Origin of the sequence: Streptomyces sp. NBC_00012 (assembly GCF_045040875.1) — a bacterium.
GTDB lineage: Bacteria > Actinomycetota > Actinomycetes > Streptomycetales > Streptomycetaceae > Streptomyces.
Window position 1 is genome coordinate 3,485,679 of record NZ_CP108309.1, and the last position, 24,975, is coordinate 3,510,653.

General features: G+C 70.7%; 25 protein-coding genes. 16 read left to right on the forward strand and 9 right to left on the reverse strand.

The annotated features are described in order from the left end of the window. Positions 1 to 12: 12 nt before the first annotated feature. From OHA19_RS15795 to OHA19_RS15805, 3 genes are all read right to left on the reverse strand, one after another. Positions 13 to 582: a hypothetical protein gene (locus OHA19_RS15795; protein ID WP_405716017.1), complete on the reverse strand. Its 570-nt coding sequence runs from the start codon at positions 580 to 582 to the stop codon at positions 13 to 15. A gap of 116 nt (positions 583 to 698) precedes the next feature. After that, positions 699 to 1,529, reverse strand: coding sequence for a DUF4328 domain-containing protein (locus OHA19_RS15800; RefSeq protein WP_405716015.1), 831 nt, complete (start codon positions 1,527 to 1,529; stop codon positions 699 to 701). Between the two features lie 155 nt (positions 1,530 to 1,684). Beyond that, positions 1,685 to 3,292, reverse strand: coding sequence for a beta-N-acetylhexosaminidase (locus tag OHA19_RS15805; RefSeq protein WP_405750580.1), 1,608 nt, complete (start codon positions 3,290 to 3,292; stop codon positions 1,685 to 1,687). Positions 3,293 to 3,617: 325 nt separating this feature from the next. On the opposite strand from OHA19_RS15805, the gene OHA19_RS15810 reads away from it, so the two are divergent. From OHA19_RS15810 to OHA19_RS15860, 11 genes are all read left to right on the forward strand, one after another. Then, positions 3,618 to 4,121, forward strand: a complete 504-nt coding sequence (locus OHA19_RS15810) for a 2-oxo-4-hydroxy-4-carboxy-5-ureidoimidazoline decarboxylase (protein ID WP_405721806.1) — start codon at positions 3,618 to 3,620, stop codon at positions 4,119 to 4,121. A 206-nt stretch (positions 4,122 to 4,327) separates the two neighbouring features. Beyond that, positions 4,328 to 4,708, forward strand: a complete 381-nt coding sequence (gene sdhC, locus OHA19_RS15815; RefSeq protein ID WP_072486591.1) for a succinate dehydrogenase, cytochrome b556 subunit — start codon at positions 4,328 to 4,330, stop codon at positions 4,706 to 4,708. Positions 4,709 to 4,713: 5 nt separating this feature from the next. Continuing rightward, positions 4,714 to 5,190: a succinate dehydrogenase hydrophobic membrane anchor subunit gene (locus tag OHA19_RS15820; protein ID WP_266415231.1), complete on the forward strand. Its 477-nt coding sequence runs from the start codon at positions 4,714 to 4,716 to the stop codon at positions 5,188 to 5,190. Positions 5,191 to 5,219: 29 nt separating this feature from the next. Further along, positions 5,220 to 6,974: a succinate dehydrogenase flavoprotein subunit gene (gene sdhA, locus OHA19_RS15825; protein ID WP_385817473.1), complete on the forward strand. Its 1,755-nt coding sequence runs from the start codon at positions 5,220 to 5,222 to the stop codon at positions 6,972 to 6,974. Then, positions 6,974 to 7,741 carry a succinate dehydrogenase iron-sulfur subunit gene (locus tag OHA19_RS15830; protein ID WP_405716011.1) on the forward strand — a complete coding sequence of 256 codons (768 nt, stop codon included), beginning with the start codon at positions 6,974 to 6,976 and terminating at the stop codon, positions 7,739 to 7,741. Before sdhA ends, OHA19_RS15830 begins: the two co-directional genes overlap by 1 nt. Positions 7,742 to 7,914: 173 nt before the next feature. Continuing rightward, complete coding sequence (locus OHA19_RS15835; RefSeq protein WP_405750583.1) at positions 7,915 to 8,517, forward strand: hypothetical protein; 603 nt, start codon at positions 7,915 to 7,917, stop codon at positions 8,515 to 8,517. Positions 8,518 to 8,529: 12 nt separating this feature from the next. Beyond that, the gene (locus OHA19_RS15840) at positions 8,530 to 9,351 is read left to right on the forward strand and encodes a hypothetical protein (RefSeq protein WP_405716008.1); all 822 of its coding nucleotides are present in this window, start codon (positions 8,530 to 8,532) and stop codon (positions 9,349 to 9,351) included. Positions 9,352 to 9,601: 250 nt separating this feature from the next. After that, positions 9,602 to 10,033: a hypothetical protein gene (locus tag OHA19_RS15845; protein ID WP_405716006.1), complete on the forward strand. Its 432-nt coding sequence runs from the start codon at positions 9,602 to 9,604 to the stop codon at positions 10,031 to 10,033. 5 nt (positions 10,034 to 10,038) lie between these two features. After that, a complete protein-coding gene (locus OHA19_RS15850) occupies positions 10,039 to 10,473 on the forward strand; it encodes a thiol-disulfide oxidoreductase DCC family protein (protein WP_405716004.1) in 435 nt (144 codons plus the stop codon). Positions 10,474 to 10,496: 23 nt separating this feature from the next. After that, on the forward strand, positions 10,497 to 11,219 hold the full coding sequence (locus tag OHA19_RS15855) for a TetR family transcriptional regulator (protein ID WP_405716002.1): 723 nt from the start codon (positions 10,497 to 10,499) through the stop codon (positions 11,217 to 11,219). Positions 11,220 to 11,359: 140 nt separating this feature from the next. Then, on the forward strand, positions 11,360 to 12,817 hold the full coding sequence (locus OHA19_RS15860; RefSeq protein ID WP_331754634.1) for an NF041680 family putative transposase: 1,458 nt from the start codon (positions 11,360 to 11,362) through the stop codon (positions 12,815 to 12,817). Positions 12,818 to 12,935: 118 nt separating this feature from the next. Here the strand turns inward: OHA19_RS15860 and OHA19_RS15865 are convergent, their stop codons facing one another. From OHA19_RS15865 to OHA19_RS15875, 3 genes are all read right to left on the reverse strand, one after another. Then, positions 12,936 to 14,492, reverse strand: a complete 1,557-nt coding sequence (locus OHA19_RS15865) for an ABC transporter substrate-binding protein (protein WP_405716000.1) — start codon at positions 14,490 to 14,492, stop codon at positions 12,936 to 12,938. Between the two features lie 187 nt (positions 14,493 to 14,679). Then, the gene (locus OHA19_RS15870) at positions 14,680 to 16,002 is read right to left on the reverse strand and encodes a metallophosphoesterase (RefSeq protein WP_405721803.1); all 1,323 of its coding nucleotides are present in this window, start codon (positions 16,000 to 16,002) and stop codon (positions 14,680 to 14,682) included. A gap of 52 nt (positions 16,003 to 16,054) precedes the next feature. Beyond that, the gene (locus tag OHA19_RS15875; protein ID WP_093549020.1) at positions 16,055 to 16,300 is read right to left on the reverse strand and encodes an SCO4848 family membrane protein; all 246 of its coding nucleotides are present in this window, start codon (positions 16,298 to 16,300) and stop codon (positions 16,055 to 16,057) included. A gap of 121 nt (positions 16,301 to 16,421) precedes the next feature. Here OHA19_RS15875 and OHA19_RS15880 point away from each other — a divergent pair, with 121 nt between their 5' ends. Next, a complete protein-coding gene (locus tag OHA19_RS15880) occupies positions 16,422 to 17,675 on the forward strand; it encodes a D-alanyl-D-alanine carboxypeptidase family protein (RefSeq protein WP_405715998.1) in 1,254 nt (417 codons plus the stop codon). Here OHA19_RS15880 and OHA19_RS15885 read toward each other — a convergent pair. Further along, entirely contained in the window at positions 17,623 to 18,573 is a 951-nt protein-coding gene (locus OHA19_RS15885; protein ID WP_405715996.1) for a YihY/virulence factor BrkB family protein, read from the reverse strand. The genes OHA19_RS15880 and OHA19_RS15885 overlap by 53 nt on opposite strands. A gap of 141 nt (positions 18,574 to 18,714) precedes the next feature. Here OHA19_RS15885 and OHA19_RS15890 point away from each other — a divergent pair, with 141 nt between their 5' ends. Then, on the forward strand, positions 18,715 to 20,064 hold the full coding sequence (locus OHA19_RS15890; RefSeq protein WP_405750586.1) for an FAD-binding protein: 1,350 nt from the start codon (positions 18,715 to 18,717) through the stop codon (positions 20,062 to 20,064). Between the two features lie 44 nt (positions 20,065 to 20,108). Further along, positions 20,109 to 20,972, forward strand: coding sequence for an SDR family NAD(P)-dependent oxidoreductase (locus OHA19_RS15895; RefSeq protein ID WP_405715992.1), 864 nt, complete (start codon positions 20,109 to 20,111; stop codon positions 20,970 to 20,972). Between the two features lie 37 nt (positions 20,973 to 21,009). Here the strand turns inward: OHA19_RS15895 and OHA19_RS15900 are convergent, their stop codons facing one another. Continuing rightward, on the reverse strand, positions 21,010 to 21,600 hold the full coding sequence (locus OHA19_RS15900; RefSeq protein ID WP_405715990.1) for a 2'-5' RNA ligase family protein: 591 nt from the start codon (positions 21,598 to 21,600) through the stop codon (positions 21,010 to 21,012). Positions 21,601 to 21,714: 114 nt separating this feature from the next. Continuing rightward, a complete protein-coding gene (gene trpS, locus OHA19_RS15905; RefSeq protein WP_405715988.1) occupies positions 21,715 to 22,728 on the reverse strand; it encodes a tryptophan--tRNA ligase in 1,014 nt (337 codons plus the stop codon). Between the two features lie 143 nt (positions 22,729 to 22,871). On the opposite strand from trpS, the gene rocD reads away from it, so the two are divergent. Together rocD and OHA19_RS15915 are read left to right on the forward strand one after the other, a co-directional pair. After that, on the forward strand, positions 22,872 to 24,077 hold the full coding sequence (gene rocD / locus OHA19_RS15910; protein WP_405715986.1) for an ornithine--oxo-acid transaminase: 1,206 nt from the start codon (positions 22,872 to 22,874) through the stop codon (positions 24,075 to 24,077). Between the two features lie 120 nt (positions 24,078 to 24,197). Continuing rightward, positions 24,198 to 24,974, forward strand: a complete 777-nt coding sequence (locus OHA19_RS15915) for an SMI1/KNR4 family protein (protein ID WP_405715984.1) — start codon at positions 24,198 to 24,200, stop codon at positions 24,972 to 24,974. The last annotated feature ends 1 nt before the right edge of the window (position 24,975 follow it).

Here is a 24,975-nt window from a genome sequence, read left to right on the forward strand (position 1 = left end):
CCGGGACACGTCTCAGCCCCGCCCCCGGGCCCGCCGCGAGACCGCGGCGCGCAGCACCCGCTGCCCCTCCGCCGACACCTCCAGCACCTGGCGCAGCCCGGCACCGGCCGGCGCGGCGTCCGGGGCGTCGGCCAGCATCTCCAGGATCCGGATCTGCCGGCGCAGTTCCCCGGCCGGCAACGGGCCCGCCGCGTCCGGATCGTCCTGGTCCCGGCACCGCACCGCCTCGGCAGCGGTGCCCGGCGCCGCGTCCGGGTCGAGGTGGACCTCCAGGGCCAGCAGGGAGCACGCGTCGGCCCAGTCCCGCAGGCCCGGCGCCGCCCGGTCCGCGGGCGCCTCGACCAGCAGCTTCCGGATCCGCGGGGCGGCGCCCTCCTCGTCGGCCGCGGCGTCCAGTGCCGCACGGACCTCCGCGAGGCGGTCCGGCCAGGCCGCCGCGTCGGCGCAGCCCGCCCAGAGCGGACGGAGCGGATCCGGGTCCGCTCCGTCCGCGGGCTGCGGCAGACAGCGGTCGAGACAGGCCACCGCGCTCGCGGCGAGCCCCCGCTCGTCGGCGGCGGCAATCAGTTCCAGCAGGCTCATCGGCGTCTCCCGTCGGCACGCCCCCGTATGCGCACATGGGGACGAGGCGCTTCCTGTTACCGAGTTCAGCGCCGAGTGGCTCAAAACCGTCACTACGGAGGGCCGAATTGCATCGCTCAGTGGGCGCGGCCCCAGGCATCGCGCCCCGGCGCACCCTGGGCAGCCAGCGGGAACATGCCGAGCGCCGCCCGCTCCCCCTGCATCCGGGTCAGCTTGCGGACGAAGAGGACGGCGAACACCGCGGCCACGATGTCGAAGGCGTCGGTGGCCACCACCAGGCCCGCCGTGTCCAGGATCTCCTGCGGCTGCTCGGCCGCCCAGTACCGCCGGGCCGCGTACTGGGAGGTGATCAGCGAGACGACCCAGAACCCCCACCACAGGTTCATCACGGTGGCCGGGACCGTGCGCCAACTGCCGTCGGTGTTGGTCTGGGCGCTCGCGTTCCAGATGCCGCCCGCGATCCGGCGCGGCAGCACCAGGTTGGCGATCGGGACGAACCAGGCGCCGACGGCCCAGCCGGGCCGCATCGGCTGTGTGCTCGGGTCGAACACCTCGGCGTTGAGCCGTACCCGCCGGAACCAGATGATGAAGACGACCGCGGTGGCCAGGCTCGCGAGGCTCTGCAGCGCGCCCGCCGACCCGTACAGATTGTCCGCGAGCGTCGCCTCCGCCTCGTCGTACGCCGCGAAGTCGTTCTCCACCCCGGCCGCGATCACACGGCGGGTGTTCAGGCCCGCCGCCACGGCGAGCAGATCCGCCGCCGCGACGACCGCCAGCAGTACGACGACGGCCTTCGCGAGCCCCTCGGGCGAACGCAGATACTGCTGCGGGGCGATGAAGGCCGGGGGTGGCGGCATCGGGGACGCCGCTCCGGCCGGACCGGCGCAGAGCAGGCACCGTCCGTCGTCGGTGACCGGCGGTCTGATGCGGCAGGTGGAGCACAGCATGAAGTGGAACCCCCCAAGGCTCTGAAACGGACGCGAGAACGCGCGCCCCTCCCCGGAGCGCGCGGCATCCGGAACCTAGCCTCCCGCTACCCGGCTGTCCACGAGTGATCCCGCCCGGCACCACCGTCCCGCCGGGCTGCCCACGACGATCGCGCTCAACCCGTCCCGTCGATCCGTGCGGCCAGTGCCCGGAAACGGTCCCAGCTCAGCGCGGGCTTACCCGGCACCCACAGCTTCTGGGCGGTCGCGCGCAGCGGCATCCGGATGCCCTGCGCCACCTGCGCCGGGGTCTGTGCCTGCGGGAGGTCGCCCCAGACCGCGAACCGGCCGCCGAGGATCTGACCGGAGTAGCGCGCCGGGACCGGCCGGGTGCCACGCAGGACGAGCGGGGTCCACTGCTCGTAGATCCGCTCGCCCGTCGGGTAGACGAACTGGTTGGGCTGACCGAGCACGTAGTAGAGGAACTCGTCGTTGAGGTTCACCACGCGCCGGCCCTCGCCCAGGTACTCCTCCGGCGGCCGGGCGCCGTACTCCTTGCCCGTCCAGTACTCGACCTCGATGTCCTTGTCGGCGTGGACGATCCCGTCCCGGAAGAAGCCGTCGTTCCACGCCTTGGGCCGCTTGCCGTGCGGGCGTACCACCGCCGCGCGGTCGTTCAGCCAGCCGGTCGTCAGGTCCTTGATGCCCGCCCGCGCCCCGTACTTCTGCTGGGCGGCGCGTTGCAGCTGCGGGTAGGAGGCGGCCGGGTTCCGCGCCATCAGCGCGAGGTACTCGTCGGCGCCCAGGTGCCAGTACGCGCCCCCGAACAGCTCGGTGAACTCGCCCAGGAGTTCGTCGACGAGCTTGGCCGAGCCCGGATCGGAGATGTCGAGCGAGCCGGGCGAGCGCGTGCCCGACACATTGCGCAGCTGGAGGTCGGGGTGCGCCCGCAGCACCGCGCCGAGATGGCCCGGGGAGTCGATCTCCGGGACGACCTCGATGTGCAGCCGGGACGCCAGGGAGACGATCCGCCGCACTTCCGCCTGGGTGAGGTGGAGCGGCGACACCACCTCGGGGTGGGTGCGGGACTCGATACGGAAGGCCTGGTCGTCGGAGAAGTGCAGGCCGAGCTGGTTGAGCTTGAGGTCGGCCATCTCGCGCAGCCGGTCCTCGATCCAGGCGGCGGTGTAGTACTTGCGCGCGATGTCGAGGTTGAGGCCGCGCTGCGGCCGGTCGGGGCGGTCGCGCACCTCGCCCTCCGGCATCCGGCCGTCGGCGCGCACCGACTGCTTCAGGGTGCGGGTCCCGTAGAAGACGCCGGCCTGGTCGGGTCCACTGATGGTGACCCGTCCGTCGTGGACGCCGAGGGTGTACGACTCGGGGGTGCCCTTGCCCGGGGCGAGGGCCAGCTCCACGTCGCCCGCGCGGGCGGGGACGTCGCCCCGGTAATGCAACTTCAGCTCCTGGGCCAGCAGCCGGCCCTCGTCGGCGAGCGTCCCGCTGCCACGGGCGATGACGACCCCGCCGTCCGGGCCGGGGCGCCAGCCGGGTCCGCGGGCCGCGATGTGCTCGCGCACCGCGGGGATGGTGCGCGGGGCGGTGGAGAGCGGGTAACTCCGGGTGGGCGAAGGGGCGGCCGAGGAGGGCGCGGGGGTCCGGGCGTTCGACGACCGGCCGGCGAGTCCGTTGTCGGAGCCCTCCGGCCAGACGACGACGGCGATCGTCGCGGCGGCCGCCGCGGTGAGGACCGCGCCGGTCGCGAGAGCGCCACGTGAGGGCGACATCGGTAAGGAACCTCCGTTATGTACGGAAAAAGAGGCAGAAGCAGGGAGACAGCCGGGCATTCTCCTTGGAGTACGGTCCGTCAGGCGATCCGAAACTCTCCCGTCCGGGTGAAGTTCGCGCATCTGTCGGACGTCTGTTGCCCCGCCTCGCTAGCTTTGAGGCACATTCGTCTCTCCCTTCACCCTGCATCTGCCTGGTTTCGTTCCCCCCATCCCTCTCCAGGGTCACAGATGCCGTTGATCCGAGGAGCCCACGCTGACAAGGTCCAGCGAGTCCCACGCCGGCCTCCCGGAGCAACTGCGCCAACCGGCCACCCGGACGGCCCTGCCCATCCAGAATTCCGCCGCCGAGCAGGTCCCCGCCCACGTCCCGGGCCTCGACCGCTTCAACGCCGTGCCGCCCGCCGAGGCCGAGGCCGCCCTGCTGGAGTGCTGCGGCAGCCGTCGCTGGGCGCAGCGGCTGGCCGCCCATCGCCCCTATCCCGACCTGGACGCGCTGCTGGCCGCGGCCGACGAGGCGGGCTACGACCTGGCCCCGGCGGACCTCTCCGAGGCGCTCACCGCCGAGGTCTCCGCCGGACTTCACCACGCCGCGCCGCACTCCGCCCATCTGGCGCTGCGGGCCGCGCACGCCGCGTACGAGTCGCGCTTCGGGCATGTCTTCGTGATCTGCCTGGACGGCATCGGACCGGCCGAGCAGCCGGACCAGGTGCTCGCCGGGATCCGGACCAGGCTGGCCCACGAACCCGACCAGGAGCGGGTGGTGACCGCGGAGGAGATGCGCCGACTCGCCCGGGGCCGCATCATCGAGCTGGTATCGGCTTCATAACGGAACGGGCTCGATAAAGCGGGGCAGCAGCCCTTTCTAGCCCGTCCGTGCCTGTTTGATTGCCACTTTGATCACACCGCGGGCCCCCGCGCGAACGAACCGACAAACCGTCGCTACGATGGCCGGGGCCGGTGGACCGTACCCGGCCGGGTCAGACCGACAGTCAAGCCGGCCGGCCCCAATCCCCGCTCCCGGAGGGTTCTTCCGTGCCGGCTGGAACGCTGTACCGCGGCCGGGAAGGCATGTGGTCCTGGGTGGCTCATCGAGTCACCGGTGTCCTCATTTTCTTCTTCCTGTTCGTACACGTCCTGGACACCGCTCTCGTCCGCGTCTCCCCCGAGGCCTACGACGACGTCGTGGCCACGTACAAGACGCCGATCGTCGCGCTCCTCGAATACGGCCTGGTGGCCGCGATTCTCTTCCACGCGCTGAACGGTCTCCGTATCGTCGCCGTGGACTTCTGGGCCAAGGGCCCGCGCTACCAGAAGCAGATGCTCTGGTCGGTCGTGGGCATCTGGGTCGTGCTGATGGTCGGGGCGCTGTACCCGGTCCTCGGCCACGCCGTACGCGAAGTATTCGGGAGCTGAGGCCAATGTCCACCGAGTCCTCCGCCGCGATCGGCTCCGTCGAAGGCGTGAGCCTGTACGACGTAGACAACCCGGCCCCGGTCATCGAGCCGCCGCGCAAGCGGACCGGCAAGACCCCCAAGGGTTCGCGCACCAACTTCGAGATGTACGCCTGGCTCTTCATGCGCCTGTCGGGCATCGTCCTGGTCGTCCTGGTCCTGGGCCACCTGCTGATCCAGCTGGTGCTGGACGGCGGCGTCTCCAAGATCGGCTTCGCCTTCGTGGCGGGCCGCTGGGCCTCGCCGTTCTGGCAGCTCTGGGACCTGGCGATGCTGTGGCTGGCCATGCTGCACGGCGCCAACGGCCTCCGTACGGTCATCAACGATTACGCCGAGCGGGATAACACCCGCTTCTGGCTGAAGATGCTGCTGTACACCGCCACGGTGTTCACCGTCCTGCTGGGCACGCTGGTGATCTTCACCTTCGACCCGAACATCCGCTAGGCGCCGGGCCAGAGGGACCAGAGGAAATCATGCAGATCCACAAGTACGACACCGTCATCGTCGGCGCCGGCGGCGCCGGCATGCGCGCGGCCATCGAGTCCACCAAGCGCAGCCGTACCGCCGTGCTCACGAAGCTCTACCCGACCCGCTCCCACACGGGCGCCGCGCAGGGCGGCATGGCCGCCGCGCTCGCCAACGTGGAGGAGGACAACTGGGAGTGGCACACGTTCGACACGATCAAGGGCGGCGACTACCTGGTCGACCAGGACGCCGCCGAGATCCTGTCGAAGGAGGCCATCGACGCCGTCCTCGACCTGGAGAAGATGGGCCTGCCGTTCAACCGCACGCCCGAGGGCAAGATCGACCAGCGCCGGTTCGGCGGTCACACCCGTAGCCACGGCGAGGCCCCGGTCCGCCGGTCCTGCTACGCCTCGGACCGCACCGGCCACATGATCCTCCAGACGCTGTACCAGAACTGCGTCAAGGAGGGTGTGGAGTTCTTCAACGAGTTCTACGTCCTGGACCTGCTGCTCCAGGACGTGGACGGGGTCAAGAAGTCGGCCGGCGTCGTCGCGTACGAACTGGCGACCGGCGAGATCCACGTCTTCCAGGCGAAGGCGATCATCTTCGCCTCCGGCGGCACCGGCAAGTTCTTCAAGGTGACGTCCAACGCGCACACCCTGACCGGTGACGGCCAGGCCGCGGCCTGGCGCCGGGGCCTGCCGCTGGAGGACATGGAGTTCTTCCAGTTCCACCCGACGGGCATCTGGCGCATGGGCATCCTGCTGACGGAGGGCGCCCGCGGTGAGGGCGGCATCCTCCGCAACAAGGACGGCGAGCGCTTCATGGAGAAGTACGCGCCGGTCATGAAGGACCTCGCGTCCCGTGACGTCGTGTCCCGCTCCATCTACACGGAGATCCGTGAGGGCCGCGGCTGCGGTCCCGAGGGCGACCACGTCTACCTCGACCTCACGCACCTCCCGCCGGAGCAGCTGGACGCCAAGCTCCCGGACATCACCGAGTTCGCGCGTACGTACCTCGGCATCGAGCCCTACACGGACCCGATCCCGATCCAGCCGACCGCGCACTACGCCATGGGCGGCATCCCGACCAACGTCGAGGGCGAGGTGCTGGCCGACAACACCACCGTCGTCCCGGGCCTGTACGCCGCAGGCGAGGTCGCCTGCGTCTCCGTGCACGGCGCCAACCGGCTGGGCACCAACTCGCTGCTCGACATCAACGTCTTCGGGCGCCGTTCGGGCATCGCCGCCGCCGAGTACTCCGCGAAGCACGACTTCGTCGAGCTTCCCGAGAACCCGGCGCAGATGGTCGAGGACCAGGTCGAGCGGCTGCTCACCTCGACGGGCACCGAGCGGGTCGCGGCGCTCCGTCTGGAGCTGCAGGAGTGCATGGACGCCAATGTGATGGTGTTCCGCACCGAGCAGACCATCAAGACGGCCGTCGACAAGATCGCCGAGCTGCGCGAGCGCTACCTCAACGTGTCCGTCCAGGACAAGGGCAAGCGGTTCAACACGGACCTCCTGGAGGCCATCGAGCTGGGCAACCTGCTCGACCTGGCCGAGGTCATGGCGACCTCCGCGCTGGCCCGCAAGGAGTCCCGCGGTGGTCACTACCGCGAGGACTTCCCGAACCGCGACGACGTCAACTTCATGCGCCACACCATGGCGTACCGCGAGGTCTCGGCCGACGGCACCGAGTCGATCCGACTCGACTACAAGCCGGTCGTCCAGACCCGCTACCAGCCGATGGAGCGTAAGTACTGATGGCTACCCCGACTCTGGACAAGGTCGAGACCAACCCCTCGGCATCCCCTGCCTCCCCGTACATCACGGTCACCCTCCGGATCCGCCGCTTCAACCCCGAGGTCTCCGACGAGACCCAGTGGCAGGACTTCCAGATCGAGATCGACCCGAAGGAGCGTGTGCTCGACGCCCTTCACAAGGTCAAGTGGGACATCGACGGCACGCTGACGTTCCGCCGCTCCTGCGCGCACGGCATCTGCGGCTCCGACGCGATGCGGATCAACGGCAAGAACAGGCTCGCCTGCAAGACGCTGATCAAGGACGTCAACCCGGAGAAGCCGATCACGGTCGAGGCCATCAAGGGCCTCACGGTCCTCAAGGACCTCGTGGTCGACATGGACCCGTTCTTCCAGGCGTACCGCGACGTCATGCCCTTCCTCATCACCAAGGGGAACGAGCCGACCCGCGAGCGCCTGCAGTCCGCCGAGGACCGCGAGCGCTTCGACGACACCACCAAGTGCATCCTGTGCGCCGCGTGCACGTCTTCGTGCCCGGTGTTCTGGAACGACGGCCAGTACTTCGGCCCGGCGGCGATCGTCAACGCGCACCGCTTCATCTTCGACTCGCGCGACGAGGGCGGCGAGCAGCGCCTGGAGATCCTCAACGACCGTGACGGTGTGTGGCGTTGCCGCACCACCTTCAACTGCACGGACGCCTGCCCGCGTGGCATCGAGGTCACCAAGGCGATCCAGGAGGTCAAGCGGGCGCTGATCACGCGCCGCTTCTGACCGCCACCGGCACGGCAGTCGCATCCGGCCCCGTTCTCCGCGGCAACACCGCGGGGAACGGGGCCTCTTGCTGCGCCGCCGCGGGCTTGACGGTACGGTCGTGCGGAACCGGCACCGGTTCGCCGCCGGCGCGGCAGGCCCGGGGCACACAGCCTGATCGAGAGCGGGGAACGTTGAGCGATCCGAATCCGTACGCGGACGACTCATACAAGTGGGGGCCGGCTCCCCAGCAGCCTGGCAATCCGCCCACCGTCGCGGACGGCCAGGCCCAGCCCGGTCCGGGCGCCCCGGCGTACGGCTACCCACAGCCGCTGCCCGATTCCGCCGTCCAGCCCGGCCCCGGTTACGGCTACCCACAGGGCGTCGCCGCCCAGCCGACCATGCCCGGCAGCGGCTTCCCGCAGCATCCGGGTGCTCCGGTGGGCGGCGCCGGTATGCCGGTCCTGACGTTCGGCGACATCGCCGTGATGCAGGACCAGATCGTGACCCCGGCCGGTCCGATGCCGCTCAAGGGCGCGGTGTGGACGGCGACGGACCTCACGCGCACCGAGGAGAAGATCCCGACGGTGGCGATCGTGCTCGCGATCGTCTTCGCGCTCTTCTGCCTGGTCGGTCTGCTGTTCCTCCTGATGAAGGAGAAGCGGACTACCGGCTTCGTCCAGGTCTCGGTGACCAGCGGCGGCCGGCACCACTCGACGATGATCCCGGCGGTGAGCCAGGACACCTTCCCCATGGTGATGGCCCAGCTCAACACGGCTCGCGCGATGAGCGTCTGACAGACGGCCACGATGGCCCGCCTGGATCACACCGTCATCGTCGTCGCACCGGACCGCGAGCTGCTCGACGCCTGCGCCCCGCTGCTCTGGGATCTCGCCGAGTCCACCCGGGCCCGGGGCCGGAACATCGTGCTGCCGGACGGGCGTGCGGTCCCCGGCCTCGCTCTCGTCAAGGGCCGCCATCTGCGGCCGGGCGCCCGGTACGAGTCCAGCGGCTCCGACACCGGGGAGCTGGAGACGACGGTGATACGGGAGTGGCGGCGCGGCAGCGCGATCGCCGTCGAACAGCTGATGCGGTCACCGGAGCTGTCGGGGCGGATGACCGTGCGGCTGCGCGAGCCCGACCGCCCGGCGGCACTGGAGATCGAGGGGCGGGTCCGGGGTCCCGAGGGCTCGGGTTCGCTGTACCGGCTGTCGGGCAGGGCATCGCTCGATCTGACCGCCTGGTGGGCCGCGGCCGCCCTCGCGCCCGGGGCGCCCCCGGTGGCCCGCGCACCGGCCCAGGCGCGGCTGAGGCACCGGCTGGGGATCGCCCGCCTGTACCTGCGGCCGCGCCGGGCCGAGCAGGGCCTCTGGCACATCGATGTCACGCTCGGCGTGCACGGGCGGCTGCTGCTGCGGCCGGTCGCCGCGTTCGCGCTGCTGCTCGCCCGGGTACCGCTGCGCCGCGGCTTCCGGTCCTCGGTGGAGCAGGCGGCCCAGCAGTGGAACGAAGCGCTCGGGCAGATCCTCGCGAAGGATCTCGACGAGCTGCGCGCGGAGCTGGCCGACCAGCTCGTCACCGGCCCCGACGACACGGCAGGCCGGGCCGGCGGGGCCGAGCGGACCGGCTGAGCGCCCGTCGGTCCCAGGCGCCCGCCCCGGTCCCGGTGACGGGGGCGGGTGTACGGCACTTCACGACGCCCGGGACTACGGCCTTCACGAGACCCGGGTGTACGGCACTTCACGACACCCTGGCCTACGGCACTTCACAACACCCGAACGAAGCCGGAGCGGGCCGCCGCACCCCTCGCTTGAACATGTTCAATTACAGGTCTACAGTCCATGACAACAGCTTTTGAACGCGTTCAAGGGAGGGTGGGGCATGGACCTCACTGTTGTCGCGTACGTCATCTACCTACTGATCAGCGTGGCGCTGACCGTCTGGGTCGCGCGCACGCTCAGCCGCAACGGCAAGGTGTTCCTCGCCGATGTGCTGCACGGGAACGAGAAGCTCGCCGATGCCGTCAACCATCTGCTGGTGGTCGGCTTCTACCTGGTCAACCTGGGCTTCGTCACCCTCTACCTGAGGAACTCCGACGGCATCACCGACGCCCGCGGGCTCTTCGAGGCACTGTCGGTGAAGCTCGGCGTCGTCCTGCTCGTCCTCGGTGTGCTGCACCTCGGCAATGTCTATGTGCTCAACAAGATCCGCCGCCGCGGTCTGATGGAGCGCGAGCAGACCCCGCCCGTGGCCCCGCAGGGCTGGACGGGACCGGGCAACGGCCCGTGGGCGGCGCCCGCCCCGAGGGCCTGAGCGCCATGACGGGCGGACCCGGCGGGCAGCGGCTCTCCGTCGAGCGCCTGACGGTGCTGTACGACGCCCGGTGCCCGCTCTGCCTCCATCTGCGCCAGTGGCTGACGAAGCAGCGTCAGCTCGTCCCGCTCGACCTCGTCCCGGCGGCCTCCGAGGAGGCGCGGCACCGCTTCCCCGGGCTCGACCACGCCGGGACGCTGGACGAGATCACGGTGATCGGCGACCGGGGGCAGATCTACCGCGGGACCTCCGCGTGGATCGTCTGCCTCTGGGCGCTGGCCGAACACCGGCCCAGGGCCCACTGGCTGACCACACCGGCGGGCCGCCCGTTCGCCCGGGCCACCGTGCTCGCCGCAGCGAAGTACCGTTCCCTGACCGCTCCACCGTGCGGCCGGGCGGACGGAGGCGGTGCCTGTACGGTCCCCGGATCCGAGGGCTGAGCGCGCCGGATACCCTCGGGACTGTGGTGAAGGAAGCGAAGGACGTGAAGGAAGTCAAGGCTCCCAAGAGCGAGCAGACCCGCACACTCATCCTCGAAACGGCGCTCCGGCTCTTCCAGGAACGCGGTTACGACAAGACGACGATGCGGGCCATCGCCCAGGAGGCCGGCGTCTCCGTGGGGAACGCCTACTACTACTTCACGAACAAGGAACACCTCGTCCAGGGCTTCTACGACCGGCTCGCAGCCGAGCACGCGGCGGCCGTGCAGCCGGTCCTGGACGGCGACAAGGACCTCGCGGTGCGCATGCGCGGGGTCCTGCTCACCTGGCTGGACGTGGCGGAGCCGTACCACCGCTTCGCCGCCCAGTTCTTCAAGAACGCCGCCGACCCGGAGAGCCCGCTCAGCCCGTTCTCGGCGGAGTCGGTCGCGGCCCGCGAGGCGGCGATCTCCATCCACCGGCGGTGCCTGGCCGGGTCCGACACCAAGACCGACCCCGAACTGGCCGAACTGCTGCCACAGTTGATGTGGCTGATACAGATGGGCCTGGTGCTGTTCTGGGTGTACGACCGCACGGAGCACACCGAACGCAGCCGCCGCCTGGTCGAGCGCTCAGCCCCGATCGGCGCCCGCGCCATCGCGCTCTCCCGGTTCCGGGTGCTGCGGCCGCTGGTGCGGCAAATCCACGAGGTGCTTGAGGAGTTCCTGCCCGGCGCCGCGAAGCCCAAGAACCGGGACAAGCCTTAGCTTGATCTTTAACCTCGGGGCCCGAACGAGTCCTCGTACTTGATCACTCGGACCGGTAACTGCCGTACGTGCAGGCGGCCTTCGTCTGAGCATGTGATCCGACCAAGGAACACACAACACTCAGCACGAAGGCCGTGGGAATGAGTCTGTCGCATCGCGTCGTACGGCAGGATCCGTTTGCGGAACTGTCACGCTTCCGGGGTGAGTTCTATTCCTGTCTGACCAGGCGGGCGGATGCGTTGTTCGAGCTCGCGGACGCCGTGTTGTGCGCCGATGGTCCGGTTCGGTCGCTGGTGGAGCTGTCGCTGGTGGGCGAGCATCGTCGCGGGCATGGTGGGCTCTACGACGCTCTGGCCGCGGGCGAGGTCGATGTGGCCCGGCTTCGGCGGGCCCTGACCGCGGTGCCTCTGCCGCGATCGGCGGACGGCCGGCTGGTCCTGGCCGCCGATATCACCTGCTGGCTGCGGCCCAGCGCGCACACCTCACCGCAGCGGATCCTGTGTCACACCTACGGGCGGGGCAAGGACCAGCACATTCCCGTGCCCGGCTGGCCGTACTCGGTGATCTGCGCACTGGAGACGGGCCGCAGTTCGTGGACGGCGCCGCTGGACGCGCTGCGTCTGGCCCCGGGGGATGATGCTGCCACGGTCACGGCCGGGCAGATGCGTGAGCTCGTCGAGCGGCTGATGGCGGCCGGGCAGTGGAAGGACGGCGATCCGGACGTTCTGATCGTGGTGGACGCCGGATACGACGTGCCACGGCTGGCCTTCCTGCTGAAGGATCTGCCGGTGCAGGTGCTGGGCCGGATGCGTTCGGACCGCGTCCTGCGCCGTGCAGTCCCGCCCCGCGAGCCCGGCGCCCGGGGCCGCCCGCCCCGCCACGGCGGCGAGTTCGTCTTCGGCGACCCGACCACCTGGAACACACCCGACGCGCAGACGGTGACCGCAACCCGTCTCTACGGCACCGCCACCGCACGGGCCTGGGACCGGCTCCACCCGAGACTGACCCACCGCTCGGCCTGGACTGCCCAGCTGGGCTCCCTGCCGGTGATCGAGGGGACCGTGATCCGCCTGCAGGTCGAGCACCTGCCCAGCGGCGCGACACCGAAGCCGGTGTGGCTGTGGTGGTCGGGCACCGACGCCACCGCCACCCAGGTCGACCTGCTCTGGCAGGCATTCCTGCGGCGCTTCGACATCGAGCACACCTTCCGCCTCTTCAAGCAGACCCTGGGCTGGACCTGCCCCAAGATCCGCACCCCCGAAGCAGCCGACCGCTGGACCTGGCTGATCCTCGCCGTCTTCACCCAGCTACGTCTGGCCCGCCCGCTGGCAGCCGACCTCCGGCGGCCGTGGGAGAAACCGAGCCCGCCCGACAGACTCACCCCCGCACGAGTCCGCCGCGATTTCCGGCACCTCCGCCCCAAGGCAGCCTGTCCCGCCGGAGCACCGAAATCCTCCCACCCCGGCCCAGGCCGGCCACCCGGCCGCAAGAACACCCGGCCAACCCCACGCCACGACGTGCACACGGTCGGCAAAACGGCCCCCGCAAAGCGACGAACGAAGAAGCCAACGACCCCACGTCCACGCCGCACAGGTTAAAGATCAAGTTAGACCGGCCGGCAATCGCCCCCGATCGCCTGCCGGTCTCGGAACGGCGACGGGGCGGCCGTCCGGCAAGTGCCGGCGGACCGCCCCCGCTGTCACGTGCGGCGGACCGTCAGATCCGCTTCAGTTCCCAGAGCCGCCAGAGGCCGGTGCCGTCCGAGAGGTACTGCGAACCGGAGACGTCCGTCGTGCTGACGACGTAGTCCTTCTTCTGCCACAGCGGGACCAGCGGCACGTCCTCGCCGACCTGCGCCTGGAGCTCCTTGAAGTCGGCCGCGGTGCGTCCGCGGTCGCTGTACTGCAGCGTGGAGCTGATCAGGCTGTCCACCTTCTTGCTGGAGTAGCCGTTGTGGAGGCTGTTGTCGCGGCCGACCAGCGGCTGGCTGAAGGTGTCGGGGTCCGGGTAGTCGGGGAGCCAGCCGATCGTGTACGCGTCGTACTTGCCGGCCGCGTACGCCTTCTGGAACTTCGTCCACTCGACGGCGTGGACCGTGACCTTGAACAGCCCGTCGGCCTCCAGCTGGCTGCGCAGCTCCGCGGTCTCCTTCGCGTAGGCCTCGTCCCCGCCGCGGTAGCCGAAGCTGATGTTCACCGGCGTCTGCACTCCGGCGTCCTTCATCAGCTGCTTGGCGCGCGCCGGGTCGGGCGAGGGGTAGGCGTCGAAGAACGGTGTGCTGTGCCCGATGTAGCCCTGCGGGATCAGCGAGTAGAGCGGCTCGACGTTGCTCTTGTAGACATCGCTCACCAGCGGCCCGCGGTCGATGATCGAGGCGATGGCCTGCCGGACCTTCTTGTTGGCCAGCGGGGTGCCGGGCCGGACGTTGAAGACGAGGTTGCGGATCTCGGCGCTGTCCGCCTCGGTGACGCGCAGGTCGGGGTCGCCGGGGTTCAGCTCGGCGAGCGTGGCCGGCGGCAGTTCGCGGTGCGTGACGTCGACCTGCTTGGCCTTCCAGGCGGCCTGGAGGTCGTCCGACTTGTCGTAGTAGTGCACGGTGACCGGGACGCCGGTCTTGCTCAGCGCGCCCTTGTAGAGGGGATTGGGAACCAGCTCGGCGATCTCGCCCGACCGGTACGTCTTCAGCAGGTAGGGACCCGAGCCGTCGACGGTGTTGCTCTTGCGGAGCTTGTCCGCCGGGTAGGACTCGCGGTCGACGATCGAACCGGCTCCGGTGGCGAGCTTCTGCGGGAAGGTCGCGTCGCGCGAGGAGAGGTTGAAGGTGACGGTGCGGCCGTCGGCCACCACGTTCTTGAGGCTCGGGAAGAGCACCCAGGGACCGACGTCCGTCTTGATCCTGATCATGCGCTCGATCGAGTACTTGACGTCCTCGGCCGTGATCTTGCGGCCGTTGGAGAACGTCAGGTCGTCACGGAGCTTGCACTGGTACGTCTGGAGCTTCTGGCCGATGAACCCGCAGCTCTCGGCGGCGTCGGGCTCGGGCACGACCGCCCCGGACTTGAACGTCAGCAGGGACTGGTAGATGTTGCTGTACATCGCCCAGGAGCCCGCGTCGTACGCACCGGCCGGGTCGAGCGAGGTGACCTCGTCCGTCGTGCCGACCGCGATGGGGTCGTCGTTCACCTCGTCCGAGGGGAGCAGTTGCCAGGCGAGAACGCCTGCGATGACCAAAACCGCGAGAATCGCGAGAATCCGTAGCCGGACCGACCGCATTGACGTGCTCTCCCTTACCAGCCCCACCTCGACGTTGCGCTCAGATACGCACAACACCCCATGCTCGCGATCAGCCAATCACACGATTTTCACATCTGGAAGAGTAAAACTGTGACTCATAGCCTTTTGTTGGACAGTTGAAACCTGGGGTGCATTCGAACGTCCGGAACCTGTCGTCGACGGAGAGTCACGCCCGCAGCGAGGCGAGCTCCACGACGGTGATGTCGGAGGGCGCGCCGACCCGTACCGGCGGCCCCCAGGCCCCCGCGCCGCGTGACACGTACAGCTGGGTGTCGCCGTACCGGTCGAGCCCGGCGCCCGTGGGATTGGCCAGATCCGCGATGTAGTTGCCCGGCCAGAGCTGGCCGCCGTGGGTGTGGCCGGAGAGCTGGAGATCCACTCCGTGGGCGACCGCGTCATGGATCACGACGGGCTGATGGGCCAGGAGAACGGCGGCGCGAGTACGGTCCCGGTCGCCGAGCGCCCGGGCGAAGTCGGGGCCCCGCCCTTCGCTCTCACCGGCCACGTCATTGACGCCCGCAAGATCGAATCCAGCGATCTCGACCCGGGCGTTCTCCAGCGGATGAAGCCCCAATTCTCTTACGTGCTCGATCCATTGGGCGGCACCGGAGTAGTACTCGTGATTACCGGTGACGAAGTAATTCCCGTGCCGGGCCTTCAGCCGGGCGAGCGGCTCCGCGGCCGGCCCGAGATCGGCGACGGTTCCATCGACGAGATCCCCGACGACGGCGACCAGGTCCGGCTGGGCCCGGTTGATGGTGTCGACGATCCGCTGGGTGTGGGCGCGGCCGAGGGTCGGGCCGAGGTGGATGTCGCTGACGACGGCGATCCGGTAGCCGTGCGCGGAGCGCGGCAGTTTGGCGAGCGGGACGGTGATCCGCTTGACCCGCGGCCCGCGCAGCACCCCGTAGGTGCCGTAGCCGACCGTACCGAGCCCGGCGACGGCGGCGGCCCCGCCGACGGCCCGCGCGACGAACAGCCGGCGGGTGGGGCCGTCGGGGCGGGGCGGGACCGGAACGGCGACCTCGGCGACGAGGGTGTCCGGGGCGGCGCCGCCGGAGGCCGGTGCGGCGGAAGCGCTCGTACCCGGCGGGAGGTCCGATCGGTTTGCGCCAATTGCCGGATCCGTACCGGGCGTACCGTCCGCCGGCGCCGTGTCCGTGCCCTCCGGCCGCCCGGCCCGGTCCGCCCGGCGCGACAGCGCCCGGCGGAGCACCGGACGTACCGCCTCGCCCACCAGCAGAGCCAGCGTCAGGTACAGCACGGCGGCCAGCCACAGATAGCCCGGCCAGGCCAGCACCCGCTGGAGCCAGAAGGGCGCGCCCGCGCGCCCGGAGACCAGCGCGCCGATGCTCAGCAGCGGCAGCACGTACGCGGCCACCGTGCCGGCCCTGCGCAGGGCACCGCCCTCGGCCGTCGTGTCACCGACGAAGCGGCGCCACAGATAGCGGTGCACGCCGGCCAGCAGCGTGAGCACCACGATCACCATCAGCACGAGACCGGCCACCGCCGCCTGCTCCCCTCCGCCGCTCTACGGCCTGTTATGCGCGTTCGCGGCGCAGGGCCCTGACGCCACGGAACCCGATCACTCCGACGGCCGTCCCCAGGAGAAAGGACGTGATGGCGAGCAGCAGATGAACCCAGAAGTACGCAGTCGGGTCACCCGCGTCGTCGAAGGCGAGTCCGCTGCCGTCCTTCCACAGGTTCTTGACGAAAGTGATCCAGATGAACCAGCTCCACACCCCGAAGGCGAGCAGGAACCAGGAGACGGGGCGGCTGAGCTTCATGGACTCAGTATCTCCGCGGCAGTCCGGCGGAGCCGCCCGGGGTGGGCTGTCCCGGCGGTATGCCCGGCGAGTCAAGGCGTCCGCACCTATTTTCATATCTTCACACGGTACGTTTTCGACCGTGCCTGCTCTCAAAAAGACCGCGCTGACGGTCATCTCTGCCGCGTTGTTGTCCACGTTTGTTGTCAGCCCGGCATCGGCGCTCGGCAAGGACACCTCGGACGAACAGCCGAAGCCGCCTGCGGGCATGTCCAACGTCGGCGGCGAACTGCTGGGCCGGGCCGGTACGCAGGTCAAGCTGGGACCGGACGCCCCGGTGCTGCCGAAGGGCCTCACGGGCAGGTCCTGGATCGTCGCGGACGCGGAGAGCGGCCAGGTGCTCGCCTCGCACAACTCGCACTGGCGGCTGCCTCCCGCCTCCACCCTGAAGATGCTCTTCGCGGACACCGTGATGCCCGCGCTCCAGCCGAAGACCCAGGAGTACACGGTCAAGGACGAGGATCTCGCCGACCTCGGCGAGGGCAGCAGCCTGGTCGGCATCAAGGAGAACCTCACCTACACCGTCCACGATCTGTGGCTCGGGGTGTTCCTGCGTTCGGGCAACGACGCGGTGCATGTGCTCTCCGCGATGTACGGCGGCGTCCCCAAGACCGTCGACGCGATGCAGGCGCACGCCGAGGAGTTGCAGGCGCTCGACACGAAGGTGGTGTCGCCCGACGGGTACGACGCGCCCGACCAGGTCTCCAGCGCGTACGACCTGACGCTGTTCGCCCGCAGCGGGCTGCAGAAGGCGGACTTCCGGGAGTACTGCTCGACGGCCGAGGCGCAGTTCCCCGGCGCGGAGAAGAAGGGCAAGCGCGAGAGCTTCGGCATCCAGAACACCAACAAGCTGCTCACCGGCGCGGGCGGCGTCGCCCCGTACAAGGGCATCGCGGGCGTCAAGAACGGCTACACCACACACGCCGGCAACACCTTCACCGGAGTCGCGGAACGCAACGGCAAGGTGCTGCTCGTCACCGTCATGAACCCGTCGTCCGACAAGGCCCACGCCGTCTACGACGAGGCCGCCAGCCTCCTCGACTGGGGCTTCGACGCGAGCGGCAAGGTGTCCCCGGTCGGCGAGCTGGTGCCCCCCAAGTCCGCCACCACCGGCACGGGTACCGGGAAGGGCCCCGCGGGCGAGCAGGGCGAGGACGAGGGCAGGAACGGCCCCGCGCCGACCGCGAAGACCGCCGCGGCCGAGGGCGGCGGCGGAGGCGCCGGGATCGCGCTGGGCATCGCCGGGGGCGCCCTGGTGCTGCTGGCCGGCGCGGTGTTCCTGGTCAACCGGCGCTGGCCGCTGCCGGACCTGGTGCGTCGCCTTCCTCGCCGCTGACCGTCCTCGGCACCTCCTCGGTGTCCTTCTCGTCCTCCTCACCCTCCTCGCTGTTCTGCGTCGCCGTCCAGGCGGCGCAGAACAGCAGCAGCTTCGCCGAGAGGTTGATCCACAGCAGCAGCGCGACGGGCACCCCGAAGGCGCCGTACATGCTCTTCGACGCCACGCCCTTCATGTAGCTGCCGAGCAGCAGCTTGAGCAGTTCGAAGCCGATCGCGCCGATCGCGCCGGCGACCAGCAGCCTGCGCCGCGGCGGCTCGACGCCGGGCAGCAGGGTCAGCAGATAGAGCAGCAGCAGGAAGCCGGCGAGCGCTCCCACGACCATGGCGGCCACCCGCAGCACCACACCGCCCGCGCCCCGGTCCGAGATACCCAGCAGATCGGCGGCCCAGCCGACGGCGACGGAGCCGACCGACGACACGGCGAAGGTGGCGAGCGCCGCCCCGCCGAGCCCGAACAACAGCCCCGCGTCCTTGAGTTTGCGCAGGACCGGATTGCCCAGGTCCATGTCGTCCACGCCCCAGACGGCGCGCAGGCAGTCCCGCATCGAGCCGATCCAGCTGATGCCGGTGAAGATCAGCACCACACCGGCCACCCCTCCCACCGTGCCCGCATTGGCCACCAGGCTCGAGATGCCGAGCTGGTCGGAGATGCCCGGCACCTGCTCTGCCAGCTTGTCCTCGATCTTGTGGAGCTGCCCGGTGGAGAGCAGCGCGGCACCGATCGCCGCACCGACCGCGATCAGCGGGAAGAGCGCCAGGAAGCTGATGAAGGTGATCGCGGCGGAAAGCCTGGCCCAATGGACCCGCTCCAGCGTCTCGTAGGAGCGCCAGGCGTGCGTCGCCATCAGCCGGGAGACGATCGGCCCGATGACGGGGAGGTTTTTCAGCCAGTCCATGACGTACGACTACCCTTCCGGGCCCGGAAAACCGAAACCGGCCCCGGGGCCGCACGGCCCGACGCTTCTTCAATCACCCATACCGGTGAGTGTTGTAACAAATGCCTCGAAAGGGTTTTCTCGGGCGATACGGTCACCGTCATGTCCGTCGACACCGTGTCCCTGACCGGCTGGGGCCGCACCGCCCCGACAACCGCCCTGCGTTTCCGCCCCCGTTCGTACGAGGAGGCGGCGGCGACGGTACGCGGCTGCGGGCCCCGCGGCTCCATCGCCCGGGGCCTCGGCCGGGCGCACGGCGACGCGGCCCAGAACGCGGGCGGCTCCGTCCTCGACATGACCGGGCTCGACCGGATCCGCGCCATCGACTCCGGCGCCGGACTCGTGGTCTGCGACGCCGGGGTCAGCCTGCACCGGCTGACGGAAGTCCTGCTGCCGCTCGGCTGGTTCGTCCCCGTCACGCCCATGACCCGCTACGTCACCGTGGGCGGCGCGGTCGGCGCCGACATCCACGGTCACAACCAGCACGTCGCGGGCTCCTTCTCCCGGCACGTCCAGGAGCTGGAGCTGCTGACCGCCGGGGGCGAGATCCGTACGGTCCGGCCCGGCACCGCTCTCTTCGACGCGACCGCGGGCGGCCTCGGCCTGACGGGGGTGATCCTCTCGGTCACGCTCCGGTGCCACCGCGTCACCAGCTCATGGATGTCGGTCGACACCGAACGCGCCGTCGACCTGGACGACCTGCTGGAACGGCTCGCCGCCGGGGACCACCGCTACCGCTACTCGGCCGCCTGGATCGATCTCCGCGCCCGCGGCCGGGCGACCGGCCGCTCCGTGCTCACCCGCGGGGAGCACGTGCCCCGGTACGCGCTCCCGGCGCGCGCCCGGCGCACACCGCTCTCGTTCCGCCCGGGGCTGCTGCCGGCCTCCCCCGCCCTCGTACCGGAGGCGCTGCTCGGCGGCGCCCCGGCCGCCCTGCTGGGCGAGCTCCGGTACCGCGGCGCGCCCAGATACCGGATCGGTGAACTCCAGCGGCTCACCGCGTTCTTCCACCCCCTGGACGGCCTGCCGCACCGGAGCAGGATCCCCGGGCGGTCCGGATCCGTGCGGTACCAGTTCGCCGTCGGCCACGGCCAGGAGGAGACGCTGCGCCGGATCGTGCACCGGATCTCCCGGCGGCGCTGCCCGGCGGTGAACGCCGTGCTCAAACGGTTCGGCGCCGGGGACCCCGGCTGGCTGTCCTTCCCGGTGCCCGGCTGGACGCTCGCCCTCGGCCTGCCCGCCGCCCTGCCCGGACTGGCCGGGTTCCTGGACTCGCTGGACGAGGAGGTGGCGGCGGCCGGCGGCCGGGTCTGCCTGGCGAAGGACTCCCGGCTCCGGCCGGAGCTGCTGGCCGCGATGTATCCGAGGCTGGCGGACTTCCGGTCGCTGCGCGCCGAGCTGGACCCGGACGGGGCCTTCCGCTCGGACCTGTCGCGCCGCCTGTCGCTCTGACCACCGCTGCCCCCTTCCTCCCCCACGTCGCAAGGAGTGTTCCCGTGAAGGACGCCTTCGGAGCCCCGCAGTCCCTGCTCGTCCTCGGCGGCACGTCGGAGATCGCGCTGGCCACCGCCCGGCGGCTGATCGCCCTGCGGACCCGCACGGTCCGGCTGGCCGGGCGCCCCGGCCCCGCCCTGGACGCGGCCGCCGCCGAACTGCGCGCCCGCGGCGCCGACGTCCGCACCGCCGGCTTCGACGCCCTGGACATCGAGTCGCACGAGGAGGCGCTCGGCAAGATCTTCGCCGAGGGCGACATCGACATGGTGCTGCTCGCCTTCGGCATCGCGGGCGACCAGGGGCGCGACGAGGAGGAACCGCTCGCCGCGGCCCGGGTCGCCCAGACCAACTACACCGGAGCCGTCTCCGCCGGGCTGGTGTGCGCCGGCGCACTCCAGGCTCAGGGGCACGGCTCGCTGGTGGTGCTCTCCTCGGTGGCGGGCGAACGCGCCCGCCGCGCGGACTTCATCTACGGGTCCAGCAAGGCGGGCCTGGACGCGTTCACGCAGGGGCTGGGGGACGCGCTGCACGGGACCGGGGTGCATGTGATGGTCGTGCGCCCCGGCGTCGTACGACCGGAGCCGGCCGGGGAGACGGCGCCGGCCGGGTCACCGGCGGGAGCCCGGGGCGGGACGGCGCTGCTCGCGTCGGCCCGGATCACCGCGGCGCGGTCGGCCTCGGCCCGGTTCGCCTCGGCGCCGCTGGAGGCGCCGCCCCTCACCACGACGCCGGACGCGGTCGCGGAGGCCATCGTGACGGGGCTGCGGCGGCGCTCGGAGACGGTGTGGGTGCCGGGGTCGCTCCGTGCGGTGATGTCGGCGCTGCGGCACGTGCCGCGACCGCTGTTCCGGCGTCTGCCGATCTGAGGCCGCACGCGCGGGAAGCCCGCACCCGCGGGGGCGCTCAGGGGCGCAGGGAGGGCTCGTCCACGGAGGAGCCGCCCTGCGCGGGCACGGCTGGCGTGCCGCCCCCGCCGCCGAACGGGAACTCGTTGATCTTGCGCCAGACGCCGTCCGGGCCCTGCTCGTACAGCGCGAAGGAATCGCAGCTCCAGGCCGCCTCGTAGTCGGCGAGCTCGGCGTACGCCCGGTCCATCGCCTCCTCGGCGATGTCGTGCGCCACGGTCACGTGCGGGTGGTACGGGAACTGGAGCTCGCGCACCAGCGGTCCGGAGGCGTCCCGGACCCGCTTCTGCAGCCAGGTGCAGGCCGAGGCGCCCTCGACGACCTGGACGAAGACGACCGGCGAGAGGGGACGGAAGGTCCCCGTGCCGGACAGCCGCATCGGGAAGGGGCGGCCGCCCGTCGCGATCCGGGCGAGATGCGCCTCGATCGCGGGCAGGTCGGCCGCCTCGGCCTCGGTCGGCGGGAGAAGGGTGACGTGGGTGGGAATGCCGTACGCGGCAGGGTCCCCGAAGCTCGCGCGCCGCTCCTGGAGCAGGCTGCCGTAGGGCTCCGGGACCGCGATCGAAACGCCGAGCGTTACGGTCCCCACGTCGTCCTCCTCAATGCTCGATGGTCGATGGCCTGCTTCCGGCCACCCACCCGGGTTCAGCTTCCCGTCGCCAGTGTGACGCCTGCGGCAGCGAAACCGCCAGGGTCCTTGGACTCAGTGCTTCGCGGGAAGAAAGCCCATCCGGTCGTACGTCCGGGCCAGGGTCTCGGCCGCGACGGCACGGGCCTTCTCCGCGCCCTTGGCCAGGATCGAGTCCAGCGTCTCCGGGTCGTCCATGTATTCCTGGGTGCGGGTCCGGAAGGGTGTGACGAACTCGACCACGACCTCGGCGAGGTCGGTCTTGAGCGCACCGTAGCCCTTGCCCTCGTACTTCTGCTCCAGGTCCGCGATACCGGTGCCCGTGAGTGTCGAGTAGATGGTCAGAAGATTGCTGACCCCGGGCTTCTCCACCGGGTCGAAGCGGATGACCGTGTCGGTGTCGGTGACCGCGCTCTTCACCTTCTTGGCGGTGACCTTCGGCTCGTCCAGAAGGTTGATCAGGCCCTTCGGGGTGGCCGCCGACTTGCTCATCTTCGCCGACGGGTCCTGGAGGTCGTAGATCTTCGCCGTCTCCTTGAGGATGTACGGGTTCGGCACGGTGAACGTGTCGCCGTAGCCGGCGTTGAACCGCTCGGCCAGGTCGCGGGTCAGCTCCAGGTGCTGGCGCTGGTCCCCACCGACCGGGACCTGGTCGGCCTGGTACAGCAGGATGTCGGCCACCATCAGCATCGGGTACGTGAAGAGACCGACCGTGGTCCGGTCGGTGCCCTGATTGGCGGACTTATCCTTGAACTGCGTCATCCGCGACGCCTCGCCGAAGCCGGTGAGGCAGTTCATGACCCAGCCGAGCTGGGCGTGCTCGGGGACGTGGCTCTGGACGAAGAGCGTGCAGTGCTCCGGGTCGAGCCCGGCGGCGAGCAGCTGGGCGGCGGCGAGCCTGGTGTTCGCGCGCAGTTGCGCGGGGTCCTGCGGGACGGTGATCGCGTGCAGGTCCACAACCATGTAGAAGGCGTCGTGGGAGTCCTGCAGCGCCACCCACTGGCGGACCGCGCCGAGGTAGTTGCCGAGGTGGATCGAGCCTGAGGTGGGCTGGATCCCGGAGAGCACACGGGGGCGTTCAGAGGCCATGGAACTCATTGTCTCAGGTGCGGGCACCGGGCCCCGACCGGCCTGGCGCGCCGGGAAACACAGGTTTCCCCGCCACTGATCCGACCAACGATACAAAGTGGGCACCACCCCCCTGCCCACGCCGCACGACGAACGGAGATCCCGTGTCGACCACGGAAACCGCCATCGCCTCCGCCGAGGCGCACAGCGCGCACAACTACCATCCGTTGCCCGTCGTCGTCGCCACGGCGGACGGGGCCTGGATGACCGATGTCGAGGGCCGCCGCTACCTCGACATGCTGGCCGGCTACTCGGCGCTCAACTTCGGTCACGGCAACCGGCGCCTGATCGACGCGGCCAAGGCGCAGCTGGAGCGGGTGACACTCACCTCACGTGCTTTCCACCACGACCGGTTCGCCGACTTCTGTACGCAGCTCGCCGAGTTGTGCGGCATGGAGTCGGTGCTGCCGATGAACACCGGGGCGGAGGCCGTGGAGACCGCGGTCAAGACGGCCCGCAAGTGGGGGTACCGGGTGAAGGGCGTCCCGGACGGCATGGCGAAGATCATCGTCGCCGCGAACAACTTCCACGGCCGGACGACCACGATCATCAGCTTCTCCACGGACCCGGAGGCACGGGAGGACTTCGGCCCTTACACGCCGGGGTTCGAGATCGTGCCGTACGGGGATCTCACGGCGCTCCGGGAGGCGATGACCGAGAACACCGTGGCGGTGCTGATGGAGCCGATCCAGGGCGAGGCCGGGGTGCTGGTGCCGCCGCCCGGCTATCTCCCCGGGGTGCGCGAGCTCACCCGCGAGCGGAACGTGCTGTTCATCGCGGACGAGATCCAGTCGGGCCTGGGCCGGACCGGCCGGACCTTCGCCTGCGAGCACGAGGGTGTGGTGCCGGACATGTACGTGCTCGGCAAGGCGCTGGGCGGTGGTGTGGTGCCGGTGTCGGCGGTGGTCTCGTCGCAGGACGTGCTCGGGGTGTTCCGGCCCGGTGAGCACGGTTCGACGTTCGGCGGGAATCCGCTCGCCTGCGCCGTCGCGCTGGAGGTCATCGCGATGCTCCGCACCGGCGAGTTCCAGCAGCGGGCGGCCGAGCTGGGCGAGCACCTGCACCAGGAGCTCGGGCTGCTGGTGGGCGGCGGTGCGGTGGAGGAGGTGCGCGGCCGCGGGCTGTGGGCGGGGGTCGACATCGCCCCGCGCCGCGGCACCGGCCGGGAGATCTCCGAGAAGCTGATGGAGCGCGGGGTGCTGGTCAAGGACACCCATGGCTCGACGATCCGGATCGCCCCGCCGCTGGTGATCAGCAAGGAGGACCTGGACTGGGGCCTCGAACAGCTCCGCGCCGTCCTGCGCGGCTGAGCGGCCGGACGACCGGACGGCTGGACGGACGGACAACTGGACGACTGGCCGGCCAGACGGCTGAGGGGCCGGGCCGGCCCCGGGCCCGTCCGGCCGGCCCGCCCTGGCAGACTCCGCACCGTGAGACCCGACCTGACACTGCTGCGGGACCTGATCGAAGGATCACCGGGGTTCGGACGCGGACCCGCGGGCGCCGTGCCGGAGGCCCTGATCCGGGAGGCCGAGGCACGCGTCGGCCCGCTGCCGCCGTCGTACCGGTGGTGGCTGGCCGAGTACGGCCACGGACGGGCCGGGGACGCGGACATCGCGACGGTCGGGCCCGGCGGAACCGACGACGGCATGTACGACGACATGTACGAGTCCGTCACCGCCGGGTGGCGGCTGGACGGCGACCGGCTCTGCTTCGCCGTCGAGCCTGACTGCGGCGACGGCTACCACTTCGTCCTCGGCCGGGCCGGCGAGGCCGGGGAGTACCCGGTGGTGTGCCGTGACGGCGCGGACGGCTGCGAGTACCCGGTGGCGGAGTCCTTCGCCGGGTTCCTGGCCGTCCGGGCGGCCCTGTCGCGCGGCCTGCGGGACGGGCCCGTTCCGGCGGTGGCCCGGCTGTGGCGGTCGACTCCGGGCGTGCTGCTCGACAACGGCGTGCACATCTACGGCCCGCACCTGATCCAGGAACGCAACGAGACCTTCGAGGTGCCCCGGTACGCGCCCGGCTGGGTGCTGGTCGGCGACGACAGCGGGGGCGACGGACTCCTCATGCGCCGCCACGGCCGCGACCGCGTCTCCGTCCACCGGCTCGGCCTGGGCGCGGTCTGCGCGGATGTCGCCGCGGAGGGCGAGCGGGTCACGGACGACCTGCTCGGCTGGCTGCGCGCGGGCGCACCCCTGCCGGACTGAG

What these genes read in the sequence shown, in the direction of transcription:
- OHA19_RS15875 (WP_093549020.1), bottom strand. Translation starts at nt 16,300, where the DNA reads ATGAAGCTCAGCCGCCCCGTCTCCTGGTTCCTGCTCGCCTTCGGGGTG.
- OHA19_RS15870 (WP_405721803.1), bottom strand. Translation starts at nt 16,002, where the DNA reads ATGGTGATCGTGGTGCTCACGCTGCTGGCCGGCGTGCACCGCTATCTG.
- sdhA (WP_385817473.1), top strand. Translation starts at nt 5,220, where the DNA reads ATGCAGATCCACAAGTACGACACCGTCATCGTCGGCGCCGGCGGCGCC.
- OHA19_RS15795 (WP_405716017.1), bottom strand. Translation starts at nt 582, where the DNA reads ATGAGCCTGCTGGAACTGATTGCCGCCGCCGACGAGCGGGGGCTCGCC.
- OHA19_RS15845 (WP_405716006.1), top strand. Translation starts at nt 9,602, where the DNA reads ATGGACCTCACTGTTGTCGCGTACGTCATCTACCTACTGATCAGCGTG.
- OHA19_RS15840 (WP_405716008.1), top strand. Translation starts at nt 8,530, where the DNA reads ATGGCCCGCCTGGATCACACCGTCATCGTCGTCGCACCGGACCGCGAG.
- OHA19_RS15885 (WP_405715996.1), bottom strand. Translation starts at nt 18,573, where the DNA reads ATGGACTGGCTGAAAAACCTCCCCGTCATCGGGCCGATCGTCTCCCGG.
- OHA19_RS15890 (WP_405750586.1), top strand. Translation starts at nt 18,715, where the DNA reads ATGTCCGTCGACACCGTGTCCCTGACCGGCTGGGGCCGCACCGCCCCG.
- OHA19_RS15805 (WP_405750580.1), bottom strand. Translation starts at nt 3,292, where the DNA reads ATGTCGCCCTCACGTGGCGCTCTCGCGACCGGCGCGGTCCTCACCGCG.
- OHA19_RS15850 (WP_405716004.1), top strand. Translation starts at nt 10,039, where the DNA reads ATGACGGGCGGACCCGGCGGGCAGCGGCTCTCCGTCGAGCGCCTGACG.
- trpS (WP_405715988.1), bottom strand. Translation starts at nt 22,728, where the DNA reads ATGGCCTCTGAACGCCCCCGTGTGCTCTCCGGGATCCAGCCCACCTCA.
- OHA19_RS15820 (WP_266415231.1), top strand. Translation starts at nt 4,714, where the DNA reads ATGTCCACCGAGTCCTCCGCCGCGATCGGCTCCGTCGAAGGCGTGAGC.
- OHA19_RS15800 (WP_405716015.1), bottom strand. Translation starts at nt 1,529, where the DNA reads ATGCTGTGCTCCACCTGCCGCATCAGACCGCCGGTCACCGACGACGGA.
- OHA19_RS15865 (WP_405716000.1), bottom strand. Translation starts at nt 14,492, where the DNA reads ATGCGGTCGGTCCGGCTACGGATTCTCGCGATTCTCGCGGTTTTGGTC.
- OHA19_RS15830 (WP_405716011.1), top strand. Translation starts at nt 6,974, where the DNA reads ATGGCTACCCCGACTCTGGACAAGGTCGAGACCAACCCCTCGGCATCC.
- OHA19_RS15860 (WP_331754634.1), top strand. Translation starts at nt 11,360, where the DNA reads ATGAGTCTGTCGCATCGCGTCGTACGGCAGGATCCGTTTGCGGAACTG.